Source organism: Deinococcus radiodurans R1 = ATCC 13939 = DSM 20539, assembly GCF_000008565.1.
In the GTDB taxonomy this organism is placed as follows: domain Bacteria; phylum Deinococcota; class Deinococci; order Deinococcales; family Deinococcaceae; genus Deinococcus; species Deinococcus radiodurans.
The window spans coordinates 1864371-1876764 of record NC_001263.1 but is presented as its reverse complement, the minus strand read 5'-3'; the positions used below and the strand labels follow the sequence as shown (position 1 = coordinate 1876764).

Sequence of the window (12394 nt, the reverse complement as noted above, 5' to 3'; positions counted from 1 at the left end):
AATTACCAGCGTCCAGACCAACCTATGCACTTGAGGAACACCGCCCGTCAAGCGCCATCACCGCCATTTGCACAGCGCCAGCGTCAAAGCCCCTGTCCCCTCTGGGGAGAGGGGTTTGGGGTTGGGGCTAGAAGCTGAAGCCAAAGCTCTCAGCTCCTCAAACCTCCACCTGCCCCCAAACCCCCCGCCCCGCACCCCGTACACTTCCCCCATGAGCACCGATGTCCTCGCCCTCCTCTCCCGCCTCCCCGGCAGTTACGCCGGCCCCCAGCGCCCCGAACCCGGCCCCCACGCGGTGGTGGGCGTGGGCGAAGGCACCCTGGCCGCCCAGCTCGCGAGCGCGCTCCCCGGCGTGGCCGGCAACTTCACCCGCACCGGCACCCAGTTCGTGCTGTTCAGCCCCGACGGGCAAGACGCGGCGCGCACCTACGCTGAACTGGCCGAGGTGGCGGGCGCGGCGGTGCGGCGCGTGACGACCGGCGGCGCGGCGGGCGAGGTGGACGTGCTCGTGCCCGGCGGGGCGCTCTCCACCTACCACTTCGCCCAGGCGCTTGCCTACGCCACCGGGCACGCCGGGGACGCGCAGGAAGCCGAGCGACTGCTCGCCGACCTCGCCCGACGCTGCGGCCCGGAGGCGGGCGACGACAACCCGGCGCGTACGCTCGCCTGGAGCCTGTGGGGACGCGCCCCACTCCTGCTCGCCGCGCCCGATGCGGAGGCGCTGCCGCAGGCGTGGCAACAGTTGCTGGCGCGCATCGGCAAGACGCTCGCTGTGCCGCTGTCCGGCGACCCGCTGCCCGTCGTGACCGGGGCGTTCGAGGCGCAGCACGAGCACGGCGACGGGCGCATTGCCCTGCTGCTCGGCGACCTCGACCCCGCGCTGGAACTGAGCCGCGAGGTGCTCGAAACGCGCATCGACGAGGTGGTGCATCTGCCTGTCCCCGGCGACACCGAGAGCGCCTACGCCGGGCAGCTCGCACTGTGGTATTTCGGCGCGTGGGTGGCGGCGTACCTCGCCGAGCGTTACGGCCTGCAAGCGGGCGACCTGTCGGTGCTGGCCCGCGCCCAGGCGGTGCTGGCCGGCGAAGAAACAGAGGAGCACCTGCGCGCCGAGCGGGAAGCGCCCGCCCCGCGCCGCACTGTGCTAGACGACTGGGACGACACTGGAGCGGCAGACAGCCCAGAAGCTGGCGATTGGGAAGCCGACGACCGGGAAGAGGACTGACCCCCGGCAGAAACATTCTGAACTTCATCCCTGCCCCATCTGCCCTCAGCGGCGGCGGGATAGCCTGAGGTTCAGTGACGCTCGCTGGACAGCTTCTCGGCAACGGTACCCGGTTGGTCCGGGTGCTCGGTCATGGCTCGCACAGCGTGGTGTATCTGGCGGTGACGGGGCGCGGGCAGGTGCGGGCGGTCAAGCTCTTTCCGCCGGAGCTGTCGGCCTTTGCCGCGCGGGAATACGAGCATGGCGCCGGGCTGCTGCACCCCCGGCTGGCCCCGGTGCTCGGGCAGGAGCGGATTGGCGCCCAGCCGGCCCTGCTGATGGCCTATGCGCGGGGCGCAGTCCTGTTCGAGCGTTACCGGCGCCGCCCGGCCCTGCAACGGGAGCGGCAGGCGTACCTGCTGACGTTGGTGCATCTGCTGGAGGCCCTCGCCTACCTGCATGAGCGCGGCGTCCTGCACCGCGACGTGAAGCCCGACAACATCGTCGTGGAGGAAGATGGCAGCGCCAAACTGGTGGACTACGACCTCAGCGGCCCGCTCGGTGAAGACCCGGGGGGCGCTGTCCGCATCGGCACCCCCGCCTTCCAGAGCCCCGAGGCGAGCCGGGGCGAGAGGCAGGGGCCGGAAAGTGACCTCTACAGCGTGGGCGTGCTGCTGTTCTGGGGCCTGCACGGTCAGTTGCCCGAACCCGGCGAGCCCGCGCCCCAGTTGGCCGACCCCCTCGTCCGCCTGCAAGACCACCTGCTCGACCCCGACCGCACGGCCCGCCCCCACGACGCGGCGCAGGTGCGGCGGGAGTTGCTGCACCTGGTGGAGGGCACTCTGTTTTAGAGTGGGACATTAGAGTGGGACAAAAGAACGGCGCCGGGAGATTCAATCGCTCCCAGCGCCATGTCTACTTTTGCTTTTTCAGGGCGTCCAGGCCCGTGGCGGCCCGCCGGCCAGCAAGTCGAGTTCGTCGAGGAGCTCGGCGTACACCGCACCCGGCAGACGCAGATCAGCCGCCGCCAACGCAAGGACTTCTTCAATCGTGTCGGCCCGCAGCTCCCCGTGCGGCCAGACCAGGGCGGCTTGCCCGGCACCTGCCCGTAGCTGCGCCGCGTAGCCTGCCGCCTCGGTCTGCCACAGCACCCGCATCAGCGGAGTTTGTCGCCGTAGTACTGGCGCAGCTTGGCGACCTTGGGCGAGATGACGGCCATGCAGTAGCCCTGGCCGGGGTTGTTCTTGTAGTAGTTCTGGTGGTAGTCCTCGGCAACGTAGAAGGTGCTCGCCGGTTCGATGCTGGTCACGATGGGCCGCCCGAACACGTCCTCGGTGCCGAGCTGCTCGATCATTTCGCGGGCCGTCTGTTCCTGCTCCTGGGTCAGCGGAAACAGGGCGCTGCGGTACTGGGTGCCCACGTCGGCGCCCTGGCGGTTGAGGCTGGTGGGGTCGTGGGTGGCGAAAAACAGCCCCAGCAGGTCGCGGTAGCTGATCTGGTTCGGGTCAAAGGTCACGCGCACCGCCTCGGCGTGCCCGGTCTGCCCGCCGCACACCGAGCGGTAATCGGGATTGGGCACCGTACCGCCGATGTAGCCGCTCTCGACCTTTTGCACGCCGCGCAGGTCCTGCATCACGGCCTCGGTGCACCAGAAGCAGCCGCCCGCGAAGATGGCCTGTTCCTGAGCCGCGCCGGGCTGAGTCCCCTGGGAATTCGTTTGCTGGGTCATGCTGCTATTGTGCGGCGCGCCGTGCTCCCCGAGGGGATGCCACCCCACGATAGGGACCGGAAAGCGGATTTAAAACAGCTTTAGAGATGGGCGACGGGGCAGAGGGGACAGGCGCCGGGAGCAAGGCTGCGCCGTAGACTCGCCGCATGACGTTTCCCTTGCCCCTCGACCACGAGCACCTGCAAAAGCTGGTGACCGCCGATCTGGTCCGGCCCGACCACCTGCTCGGCGCCCACCCGACCACCGAACACGGGGTTCAGGGGGTGCGCTTCGCCGTGTGGGCACCGAACGCGCAGCATGTGAGTGTCGTGGGCGATTTCAACGACTGGAACGGCTTCGACCATCCCTTGCAGCGCCTCGACTTCGGGTTCTGGGGCGCCTTCGTGCCCGCCGCGCAGCCGGGCCAGCGCTACAAATTCCGCGTGACCGGCGCCGGGGGGCAGACCGTGGACAAGACCGACCCCTACGGCACCTTTTTCGAGGTGCGGCCCAACAACGCGAGCATCATCTGGCAGCAGGACTTCGAATGGACCGACGCCGGGTGGCTGGAGCAGCGGGCGCGGCGAGGGCAGGCGCTCGAAGACCCCATCAGCATCTACGAGTGCCATGTCGGCTCGTGGGCGCGGCGTGACGACGGCTGGTTCCTGAACTACCGCGACCTCGCGCACCGGCTGGGCGAGTACGTGACCTACATGGGCTACACCCACGTCGAACTGCTCGGCGTGATGGAGCACCCCTTCGACGGCTCGTGGGGCTATCAGGTCACGGGCTACTACGCCCCGACCAGCCGCCTGGGCAGCCCGGAAGATTTCAAATATCTGGTCAACCATTTGCACTCGCTCGGCATCGGCGTGTTGCTCGACTGGGTGCCGGGCCATTTCCCCACCGACGAGTTCGCGCTCGCGCACTTCGACGGTTCGCCGCTCTACGAGTACGCCGACCCGCGCAAGGGCTACCACTACGACTGGAACACCTACATCTTCGACTATGGCCGCAACGAGGTCGTGATGTTCCTGATCGGCTCGGCCCTGAAGTGGGTGCAGGACTACCACGTGGACGGCCTGCGGGTGGACGCGGTGGCCTCCATGCTGTACCTGGACTTTTCGCGCACCGAGTGGGTGCCGAACATCTATGGCGGGCGCGAGAACCTCGAGGCCATCGCCTTTCTCAAGCGCCTGAACGAGGTCGCGCACCACATGGCCCCCGGCTGCCTGATGATTGCCGAGGAAAGCACGTCTTTCCCTGGCGTCACCACGCCGACGCCCGAGGGCTTGGGCTTCGACTACAAGTGGGCGATGGGCTGGATGAACGACTCGCTCGCCTACTTCGAGCAGGACCCGATCTACCGCAAGTACGACCACCACAAGCTGACTTTTTTCAACGTGTACCGGACGAGTGAAAACTACGTGCTGGCGATTAGCCACGACGAGGTGGTGCACCTCAAAAAGCCGATGGTCCTCAAGCACCCCGGCGACTGGTACGCGCAGCGCGCCGACTACCGCGCTTTTCTCGCCATGATGTGGACCACGCCCGGCAAGAAGCTGCTGTTCATGGGCCAGGACTTTGCCCAGGGCAGCGAGTGGAACCATGACGCGCCGCTGCCGTGGTTCCACGCCGACCAGCCCGACCACCGTGGCGTCATGAATCTGGTGCGGCGCCTGAACGAGCTTTACCGCGAGCGCCCCGACTGGCACACGGGGGACGCCCGCGAGGAAGGCATGGCGTGGATCAGTGCCGACGACACCGACAACTCGGTCTACGCCTACGCCCGGCGCGACACCTACAGCGGGGCCTGGAGTCTGGTGATCGCCAACCTAACTCCGGTCTACCGCGAGGACTACGTGATCGGCGTGCCCCAGGGCGGCGAGTACCGCGTGCTGCTGTCCACCGACGACGGCGAATTTGGCGGCTTCGGCACCCAGCAACCCGACCTCAGCGCCCGCGACGAAGCCGCCCACGGTCAGGCCCACGCCCTGCACCTGAACCTGCCGCCGAGCAGCGTGCTGGTGCTTGAACCCGTGGCCGCCGCGCCGGTGAAGGGCCTTGTCAGCCGCCAGGAACTGACCCCCGAACTGCGCGAAGTCGCCCGGCAATCGGCCCAGGCGGTGCAGGTCGAGCGCGCCGCCGACCCCCGCCCCAACGAGCAACAGCGGCTGGTGGCCGAGACGCCGGCCCATGAGGGGGGCCGCAGCGCTCCGGCAGACGCCGCTGAATCGGCAGAGCAGAAGCCTGACGACGAGCAGAAAGGCGGGAAGAAGGCTTGAGCCGCCCCGGTTCTCGGAGTTCTGGCCCCGACCCGCTGAGCGCCGTCAGCTTGCTGCTCCTGCTGGTGCTGGCGGGGCTGCTGCTCTGGCCGCTGCTGAGCGGGGGCGCGGCGCCGAGTCCGTACCTGATCGCGGGGCTGCTGTTCGCCCGGCTGGGGGTGCAGGTGTTCCGGGCGCAGAAGGACGAACGGCTCAAACGGCCCGCGAGCTGGGCGGTAGACCTGCTGTTGATTGCCCTGATTTTCTGGGTGGCGAGCAACGGGCAATAGAAAGCAAGCGAAAAGCGCGGCGCTGGGGCCAGTCCCTCAGGTGCCACGCTTTTTTGTGCTCAGTTACCTCTGTTTCAGAGGTATACTCATTCCATGAACCGCACCGAGCAACTTCGCATGCTGGTGCTGGCAGTGCTCGCCCGGCAGCCGGAGCACGGCTACGCCATCGCGCAGGCCATCCAGGCGCGTTCGGAGGGGTTGCTTACGGCGCGTGAGGGCCTGCTGTATCCCGTGCTCCACGCGCTCGAAGCTGAGGGCCTGGTCGTCAGTGCCGAGCAACAGGTCGGCGGGCGTACCCGGCGGGAATACCGCTTGACCGAGCAGGGGAGACGGGCCCTAGCGCGTTCCCGCCGGGCCTGGGAGCAGGAAACTCGCGCCGTTCGTCATGTCCTGGGGGATACCGTATGAATGCAGAAAGCTGGCTGAGAATCGCTACTGCTGACTTGCCTGAAGCCGTCGCTGAGCGCGTCAGGCGGGATACCTGGGAACATCTGGACGATGCGGAACTGGACGCGGGGGCAGACGTTGACCCGGTGCTGGGGTCGCCGGAGGACATGACAGTGGCCCTGAAAAAGCTCTATGTCACGCGCAAGGAGTGGGAGCAGTTGATGTCTCCACAGCGGCCCGACCTGCGCTGGTTGCACATTGTCTGCGCTCTGATGCTGGGCTGGATGGCCTGGACTCATCCTTCGGGTCCGCTGGTCGCGGCGGCACTGCTCTATGCCCTGGGCTATGGCCTGTCCTGGCGCCTCCACCCTCTGCGGCAGGACGGCGTTTTGCTGTTGCTGGGTGTTCTCGTGAACGCCCTCAACGTGACCTTCTACCTGCCGCAGCTGCTCGGCGTTTCGCCGGCGTGGGTTTACGCCCTTCTCGCCGGGGCGCTGGTGTGGCACGCCGCCCAGTTCTGGGAGAAGGACCAGAAGCTCCGCCGCACTCTTCGCCTCATGGCTTGACCTCGCACTCAAAAGAGCGCGGCAGACAGGGTGCTCCCGTCGCCGCGCTCTGGTTCTGTTCTGGTCCGTCTTCAGCCCTGTGTCACTTTCAGCCCTGTGCCACCAGATCCGCATATTCTGGGTGCTTCTCGATGTAGCTACGAATGAAGGGGCACGTCGGCACGACCTTTTTGCCCGCTTGCCGGATGTCGTTCAGCGCAAACTGCGCGAGCTGGCTGCCCAGGCCCTCGCCCTCGTGCCCGGCGCTGACTTCGGTGTGCGGCAGGACCACGGTGTCGCCCTGGTCCTGGTACTCAGCGAAACCGACGATCTGGCCGCCGTCGGTGAGTTCGTAGCGGCCCTGGTCTGCGTTCTTGCGGGGTTCTGGCATACGTCATTGTAGGCACGGGCAGTCTCCGAGCCTTTACCCTCGGTCTTATGAAAGTCGTTATCAGCGTGGATATGGAAGGCGTGTGCGGCGTGGCGTCGTGGGTGCAGGTCAGCCCGCCCGAGTTCGGGGGTCTGGTCAACGGCGCGGAGTACGAAAAGGCCCGCGTTCAGATGACCCGTGAGGCCGCCGCCGCTGCCGAGGGCGCCTTCGCGGCGGGCGCGAGCGACGTGCTGGTCAACGACAGCCACGACACCATGCGCAACCTCTTGCCCGAGCTGCTGCCCGAACGGGTGCGTTACACGACGGGCAACGACAAGCCGCTGAGCATGGTGCAGGGCGTGCAGGAAGAAGGTGTGGGCGCGCTGCTGCTTGTCGGCTCGCACGCCCGCGCCGGTAGTATGCGCGGGCCGCTGGCGCACACCTGGAACGGCTTTATTCGTAATGTCCGCATCGGCGGCGTGGACACTGGCGAATATGGCCTCAACGCCCTGCTCGCTGGGCACTACGGAGTGCCGGTGGCCTTCGCCTCGGGCGACGACGTGGCGATGGGCGAAATCCGCGCCGAACTGGGCGAGGGAGTCGAAACGGTGGCGGTCAAGGAAGGGCTGAGCAGTTTTGCCGCCATTCACCTTCACCCCGCCGAAGCCGTGCGCCGCATCCGCGCCGGAGCCGAAGCCGGAGTGCGCCGCGCCGCCTCGCTCGCGCCCTACACCACCCGCTGGCCCGCGCCCTGCCAGCTTTCTTTCGACCATCAGGCCCGCGCCGACGCCTGCGAACGGGTGCCGGGCGTGACCCGCGTGGACGCCGTGACCGTCGGCTGGGAGAGCGAGAACGCCTATCACCTCTTCCAGACCTTCCGCCTGCTGGCGAAGGTGGCCGAAGTGCGGCTCAACGGCTGAGGCTTAGGGCCGCCGCTTCCCTCATCCCCCGTCAGCTCCCGCGCCCTAGCCTGCACCCATGCAACAGGTTTGGCAGATGGCGGCGGTTCTGGCTCTGATGTCCTCCCTCGGCGTGGCGGGCGCGACCACCTGGGCCGGCGCCGAGACGGGAAGCGCCGGCTACGGCGTGCGGGTGGGCAGCTCGCTGGTCGCGGTGCCGCGCCTGGGGGCGCTGGGTGTCGAGGGCAGCGCGGAGAAAGGCTGGCAGGGCAAAAACCGTTACGCGTTGGGCGTGACTCTGCGCGACCTCAATCTGCCTCTGACGAAGGTGGACGCCTTTGCCAGTGCGGGCGCCGAGTACCGCCAGGGCCTCAACCTCTACGCCGAGGGCGGCCTGCGCGGGCCGGTCCTGGGGCCGGTCGGCTGGCGCGCCTACGCCCGTAGCACGCTCAGCGGGCAGCTCGGGGCTGGAGTGGGGCTGGAGCTGCGCTTTTAGAGCATTTGACAAAAAGATGGCACAGCTTTTTGGCGAGCGGACTGGTACAGCTCGAAGAGAGCGAGTGCAAACCAACGAGCAGAACGGACTTGCAAAGCTGCGAAGCAGAGAATGGAGCGGGTGGCGGTGCTGTTCCGACACACGCGTAATTCGGAGAACTGCTCTAGTTGGAGAGGGCCCCGCCCTTAAAGCCGGGGCGGGCCGTCCTGCTCATAAACGCGCGTCGTGGTGCGCCCAAAAGACGGGAGGCGGTAGTTGACCCGGTCCATGGACGGGTAGCCGGGGCCACCGAACATGATGGCGAGGCTGCCTCCCAGCAGCAGCAGCGGCAGTTCCAGGCCGGCGGGCGCGAAGAAGCTGCGGCCCCAGTGGACATACCAGATGGCGCCGAACATGATGCAGCTCAGCAAGAAGGCCACCGTGCGGGCGGCGAGGCCGAGAAACAGCAGCACGCCTCCGACCGTTTCGATGGTGGCGACCAGCGGCGCCGCGAGCAGCGGGTGGGGAATATGCCAGGCCCGGAACTGCTCGACCAGCGGCCCGAGGTCGCCCCAGGCCATTGCCTGAAGTCCGTGGGCCACGAACACCACACCCAGCACCAGCCGGAGCAGGGCGAGACCGATTTCTGGTTGACGGGGCATAGCGAAAAGTGTAGCAGCCGGGTTCCTGGCGCCTGCACGCCTCTAAACCTGTGCTGAAGCCCAGCACACCTGCCCCGCACGGCGACGTACTAGATTGCCCGCCATGACTGGACACCGCAGCGACGAGCAAGTTGACATTCCCCAGGAGAACCACAGCACCGACTCGGAGAGCGCCACCAAGTTCCCCACCCCGCAGTCGGGCGTCGTGCAGGACAGCCCCGGCAACCCCGACATTGGCGTGGAACCCGGCGGGATGCTCGACGAGCAGGGCGACTACGTGGAAGACGACACCAACGTGCTCGACGCGCCGCTCGAAGGCTCGGACAAGCGCTAAAAACCGGCTAACAAGGCATCAAAAAAGCCCGGACCCTTCCAAATGAGGAGGGGCCGGGTTCTTGCTGCGTGTCTCAGCGCACGTCCATCAGTTCCACGTCGAAAATCAGGGTGGCGTTGGGGGGAATGACGCCGGGAACGCCCGCTTCACCGTAGGCGAGGTGGCCGGGGATGGTCAGCCGGGCCTTGTCGCCCACCCGCATCTGCGCGATGCCCTGGTCCCAGCCGGGAATCACGTAGCCGACGCCGAGCGGGAACTCGATGGGCTGGCCCCGGTCGCGGCTGGAGTCGAACTTCTGGCCGTTTTCCAGCGTGCCTGTGTAGTGCACGCTGACCATCTTGCCTTTTTCTGCCGGCTGGCCGCTGCCTTCCTGGTATTTCTCGACTTGTAAATCCTGAGTCATGCGCCGAGAGTAACGCGCCCGTCCACTGGCCAGGAACTCAGTAAAACACCCGTGAAGGTCGTGAGGGTCGCAGGTAGAGAGATGAGAAGTGGAAAAAGTCAGCTGCCCGGCGTATGAAGCAGCGGTCATGTGGCTTCCATCTGCGTCCCAGATTTATTTTCTAAACTGGGGACGTGAAAGGTCTGAGTGAATTTCTGGAGTGGCTGCGCGGCGTCCTGACGGGGCTGGGTGAGCCACGGCCACAGCCGGTGCCCATCCCGGTTCGCACCCGCGAACGCCGTTAATTGCCTTCTTTTCTGACAATCCTTCCCACCCCTGAAGTCTTGCCCGCTGGCTGGGCTTTTTTTATGGCGCGTCTCGCTCGCTGGGCAGACGCGCCGCGTTGGCTCCCGCTGATGTGAGACACCACCGAATAGGGCGGCGGGCAAAGCCTTATGCTGATTCGATGCCGGAGCCGTCCCCCGTCGCCCCTTCACCCGATCCCGACTTCGGCATGGCGGAACTCCGCGCGCTGATCGCCTCCCGGCCCGAGGCGGAGCGTGAGCGTGTCGAGGCCGCCTACGTCTTTGCCCGTGACGCCCACGCCGGGGTGATGCGCAAAAGCGGCGAGCCTTACATCACCCACCCGGTGGCGGTGGCGATTATCCTCGCCCGGCTCGGCATGGACACCGACAGCCTGATGGCCGGGCTGCTGCACGACACGGTGGAAGACGTGGAGGGCGTAACCTTCGAGGTCATCGAGCGGAATTTCGGCCCCGACGTGCGCCGCATCGTGGAGGGCGAAACCAAGGTCAGCAAGCTTTCCAAGCAGGGCAACCAGCAGGCCGAGGTGCCGGGGGACGGGCGCGACATGCAGGCCGAAAACCTGCGCCAGATGCTCATCGCCATGACGGTGGACCTGCGCATCATCGTGGTCAAGCTCGCCGACCGGCTGCACAACATGCGGACGCTGGGCAGCATGAAGCCCGAAAAGCAGCAGCGCATTGCCCGCGAAACGATGGAGATTTTCGCGCCGCTCGCGCACCGCCTCGGCATCGGGCGCATCAAGTGGGAGCTCGAAGACCTCAGCTTCCGCTACCTGCACCCCGACGCCTACGAGTACCTGCAAACCCGGCTGCGCACCCGCCAGGAAGAGCGCGACGAGCTGATCGTGAACGCGGTGGCCGAGCTCCAAGACGCCCTCGAAGACGACCTCGAACTGCTCGAATGGGTGGAGGACATCGACATCGCGGGCCGCTCCAAGCACCTGTGGAGCATTCACAACAAAATGCAAAAAGAGGGCAAGGCGCTCGAGCAGATTTTCGACCTGCTCGCGCTGCGGGTGATTCTCAAGCCGCGCCCACTGACGGTGCCCGAAGGCGTGGAGGAGTCGCGCCGCGAACGCGCCGAGGAAAACCGCGAAAAGCGCGTGTGCTACCACACCCTGAGCGTGGTCCACTCCATGTGGACGCCGCTGCCGGGACGGGTCAAGGACTACATCGCCGTGCCCAAGCCCAACGGCTACCAGAGCCTGCACACCACCGTGATTTCGCGCAGCGGTCAGCCCATCGAGGTGCAGATTCGCTCGCTGCGGATGCACGAGGTCGCCGAGTACGGCGTGGCCGCGCACTGGATGTACAAGCAGGGCGGGCAACTTGCCCAGAAGGACCGCGAGAACTGGATTACGCAGCTACGCGAAATCCAGAACGAAATCGGCGACGCCTCCGACTACATAGACGCAGTGAAAAACGACATCCTCTCGCAGCGGGTGTGGGTCTTCACACCCAAGGGGCTGGCGGTGTCGCTCACGGCGGGGAGCACGCCGATTGATTTTGCCTACCACATCCACACCCGCATAGGCGAAACGGCGGTGGGGGCGCGGGTCAACGGCTCGATTGTGCCGCTCTCGCACCGGCTGCAAAACGGTGACATGGTGGAGGTACTGACCAGCAAGCAGGGCAAACCCAGCGAGGACTGGCTGAATTTCGTCGCCACGCGCAGCGCCCGCACCAAGATTCGCGCCTACTCGCGCCAGCAAAAGCGCGACGAGGGGCTGCAAAAGGGCCACGACCTGCTCGAGCGCTACCTGCGCCGCCGCCAGCTGCCGGTGCGCCAGCTGATGCGCTCCAAACTGCTCGAAGAAGCCGCCCAGAAGCTGCTCGGCACCCGCAACCCCGACGAGCTGTACCTCGCGCTCGCGGCGGGCAAGCACACGCCGAGCGCGGTGGCGCGCATCCTTTCGCCCACGCTCGCGCAGGAGCAGGCCGCGCCCAGCCGTCCCCGGCCCGTCGCCGTCAAGTCCTCCGAGCACGGCATCTACGTCGAGGGCTTTACCACCCAGACCAAGATCAGCAATTGCTGCTCGCCTATTCGCGGCGACCAGATCATGGGCTACCTCACCCGGGGGCGCGGGGTGAGCATTCACCGCATTGACTGTCCCAACATGGTGCGGCTGCTGCGCGACGAGCCCGAACGCTGCGTGGCCGCCTCGTGGAACGCGACGAGCGAAGAGGAACTCATCGTAGACCTCGATGTGGTGGCCGAAGACCGGCAGCACCTGCTCGCCGACGTGATGAAGGTGCTCAGCGACCAGAAGACCAGCTCGCTCAAGGTTGCGGCGCAGGCTGACACCGGGGGCACCGCGCACATCCACCTGCGGCTCGCGGTGGGCAGCCAGCCGCAGCTCGAGGTCGTGCGCTCGGCACTGCTCGCCGTCCCGAACGTGACCGACGTGCTGCGGATCGGTCGTGGGGCGAAGCGGGCCTAGAGCAGTTCTCCGAATTACGCGGGTGTCGGCAGCGGCGCCGCCACCCGCTCCATTCTCTGCTTCGCAGCTTTGCAAGTCCGTCCTGCTCGGTGTTTTGTACTCGCTTC

The 12394-nt window shown here is 66.7% G+C and carries 15 protein-coding genes; 10 read left to right on the top strand and 5 right to left on the bottom strand.

Features of this window, described 5'->3' with window-relative positions:
- Positions 1 to 211: 211 nt before the first annotated feature.
- Entirely contained in the window at positions 212 to 1225 is a 1014-nt protein-coding gene (locus tag DR_RS09485; protein ID WP_034350037.1) for an SIS domain-containing protein, read from the top strand.
- Between the two features lie 74 nt (positions 1226 to 1299).
- Positions 1300 to 2055, top strand: a complete 756-nt coding sequence (locus DR_RS09480) for a serine/threonine-protein kinase (RefSeq protein WP_010888486.1) — start codon at positions 1300 to 1302, stop codon at positions 2053 to 2055.
- Positions 2056 to 2133: 78 nt separating this feature from the next.
- Here DR_RS09480 and DR_RS09475 read toward each other — a convergent pair whose 3' ends face one another.
- Together DR_RS09475 and msrA are read right to left on the bottom strand one after the other, a co-directional pair.
- The gene (locus tag DR_RS09475) at positions 2134 to 2361 is read right to left on the bottom strand and encodes a hypothetical protein (protein ID WP_010888485.1); all 228 of its coding nucleotides are present in this window, start codon (positions 2359 to 2361) and stop codon (positions 2134 to 2136) included.
- Positions 2361 to 2933 (bottom strand): peptide-methionine (S)-S-oxide reductase MsrA, encoded by a 573-nt coding sequence (gene msrA / locus DR_RS09470; RefSeq protein WP_051618834.1) that lies wholly within the window; start codon positions 2931 to 2933, stop codon positions 2361 to 2363. Before msrA ends, DR_RS09475 begins: the two co-directional genes overlap by 1 nt.
- Positions 2934 to 3079: 146 nt before the next feature.
- Between msrA and DR_RS09465 the strand changes: the two genes are divergently transcribed.
- The 4 genes from DR_RS09465 to DR_RS09450 all read left to right on the top strand — a co-directional run bounded on the left by DR_RS09465 (position 3080) and on the right by DR_RS09450 (position 6419).
- Positions 3080 to 5197 carry a 1,4-alpha-glucan branching enzyme gene (locus DR_RS09465; protein ID WP_010888483.1) on the top strand — a complete coding sequence of 706 codons (2118 nt, stop codon included), beginning with the start codon at positions 3080 to 3082 and terminating at the stop codon, positions 5195 to 5197.
- The gene (locus tag DR_RS09460) at positions 5194 to 5466 is read left to right on the top strand and encodes a hypothetical protein (protein ID WP_010888482.1); all 273 of its coding nucleotides are present in this window, start codon (positions 5194 to 5196) and stop codon (positions 5464 to 5466) included. Before DR_RS09465 ends, DR_RS09460 begins: the two co-directional genes overlap by 4 nt.
- Positions 5467 to 5559: 93 nt before the next feature.
- Positions 5560 to 5874: a PadR family transcriptional regulator gene (locus DR_RS09455; RefSeq protein WP_010888481.1), complete on the top strand. Its 315-nt coding sequence runs from the start codon at positions 5560 to 5562 to the stop codon at positions 5872 to 5874.
- A complete protein-coding gene (locus DR_RS09450) occupies positions 5871 to 6419 on the top strand; it encodes a hypothetical protein (protein ID WP_010888480.1) in 549 nt (182 codons plus the stop codon). Before DR_RS09455 ends, DR_RS09450 begins: the two co-directional genes overlap by 4 nt.
- An 88-nt stretch (positions 6420 to 6507) precedes the next feature.
- Here the strand turns inward: DR_RS09450 and DR_RS09445 are convergent, their stop codons facing one another.
- On the bottom strand, positions 6508 to 6789 hold the full coding sequence (locus DR_RS09445) for a GNAT family N-acetyltransferase (RefSeq protein WP_010888479.1): 282 nt from the start codon (positions 6787 to 6789) through the stop codon (positions 6508 to 6510).
- Between the two features lie 47 nt (positions 6790 to 6836).
- Between DR_RS09445 and DR_RS09440 the strand changes: the two genes are divergently transcribed.
- Positions 6837 to 7688, top strand: a complete 852-nt coding sequence (locus DR_RS09440) for a M55 family metallopeptidase (RefSeq protein ID WP_010888478.1) — start codon at positions 6837 to 6839, stop codon at positions 7686 to 7688.
- A gap of 58 nt (positions 7689 to 7746) precedes the next feature.
- The gene (locus DR_RS09435) at positions 7747 to 8163 is read left to right on the top strand and encodes a hypothetical protein (RefSeq protein WP_010888477.1); all 417 of its coding nucleotides are present in this window, start codon (positions 7747 to 7749) and stop codon (positions 8161 to 8163) included.
- Positions 8164 to 8348: 185 nt separating this feature from the next.
- Here DR_RS09435 and DR_RS09425 read toward each other — a convergent pair whose 3' ends face one another.
- Positions 8349 to 8804, bottom strand: a complete 456-nt coding sequence (locus DR_RS09425) for a DoxX family protein (RefSeq protein WP_010888476.1) — start codon at positions 8802 to 8804, stop codon at positions 8349 to 8351.
- Positions 8805 to 8907: 103 nt separating this feature from the next.
- On the opposite strand from DR_RS09425, the gene DR_RS09420 reads away from it, so the two are divergent.
- Complete coding sequence (locus tag DR_RS09420; protein WP_034350031.1) at positions 8908 to 9138, top strand: hypothetical protein; 231 nt, start codon at positions 8908 to 8910, stop codon at positions 9136 to 9138.
- A 73-nt stretch (positions 9139 to 9211) separates the two neighbouring features.
- Here the strand turns inward: DR_RS09420 and DR_RS09415 are convergent, their stop codons facing one another.
- Positions 9212 to 9541, bottom strand: coding sequence for an FKBP-type peptidyl-prolyl cis-trans isomerase (locus tag DR_RS09415; RefSeq protein WP_027479796.1), 330 nt, complete (start codon positions 9539 to 9541; stop codon positions 9212 to 9214).
- 445 nt (positions 9542 to 9986) lie between these two features.
- On the opposite strand from DR_RS09415, the gene DR_RS09410 reads away from it, so the two are divergent.
- Positions 9987 to 12287, top strand: coding sequence for a RelA/SpoT family protein (locus tag DR_RS09410; RefSeq protein ID WP_162177651.1), 2301 nt, complete (start codon positions 9987 to 9989; stop codon positions 12285 to 12287).
- Positions 12288 to 12394: the final 107 nt, after the last annotated feature.

Excerpts from the sequence above, each read along its gene's own strand:
- DR_RS09485 (WP_034350037.1), top strand. The coding sequence starts at position 212 with ATGAGCACCGATGTCCTCGCCCTCCTCTCCCGCCTCCCCGGCAGTTAC.
- DR_RS09475 (WP_010888485.1), bottom strand. The coding sequence starts at position 2,361 with ATGCGGGTGCTGTGGCAGACCGAGGCGGCAGGCTACGCGGCGCAGCTA.
- msrA (WP_051618834.1), bottom strand. The coding sequence starts at position 2,933 with ATGACCCAGCAAACGAATTCCCAGGGGACTCAGCCCGGCGCGGCTCAG.
- DR_RS09465 (WP_010888483.1), top strand. The coding sequence starts at position 3,080 with ATGACGTTTCCCTTGCCCCTCGACCACGAGCACCTGCAAAAGCTGGTG.
- DR_RS09455 (WP_010888481.1), top strand. The coding sequence starts at position 5,560 with ATGAACCGCACCGAGCAACTTCGCATGCTGGTGCTGGCAGTGCTCGCC.
- DR_RS09450 (WP_010888480.1), top strand. The coding sequence starts at position 5,871 with ATGAATGCAGAAAGCTGGCTGAGAATCGCTACTGCTGACTTGCCTGAA.
- DR_RS09445 (WP_010888479.1), bottom strand. The coding sequence starts at position 6,789 with ATGCCAGAACCCCGCAAGAACGCAGACCAGGGCCGCTACGAACTCACC.
- DR_RS09440 (WP_010888478.1), top strand. The coding sequence starts at position 6,837 with ATGAAAGTCGTTATCAGCGTGGATATGGAAGGCGTGTGCGGCGTGGCG.
- DR_RS09435 (WP_010888477.1), top strand. The coding sequence starts at position 7,747 with ATGCAACAGGTTTGGCAGATGGCGGCGGTTCTGGCTCTGATGTCCTCC.
- DR_RS09425 (WP_010888476.1), bottom strand. The coding sequence starts at position 8,804 with ATGCCCCGTCAACCAGAAATCGGTCTCGCCCTGCTCCGGCTGGTGCTG.
- DR_RS09420 (WP_034350031.1), top strand. The coding sequence starts at position 8,908 with ATGACTGGACACCGCAGCGACGAGCAAGTTGACATTCCCCAGGAGAAC.
- DR_RS09415 (WP_027479796.1), bottom strand. The coding sequence starts at position 9,541 with ATGACTCAGGATTTACAAGTCGAGAAATACCAGGAAGGCAGCGGCCAG.
- DR_RS09410 (WP_162177651.1), top strand. The coding sequence starts at position 9,987 with ATGCCGGAGCCGTCCCCCGTCGCCCCTTCACCCGATCCCGACTTCGGC.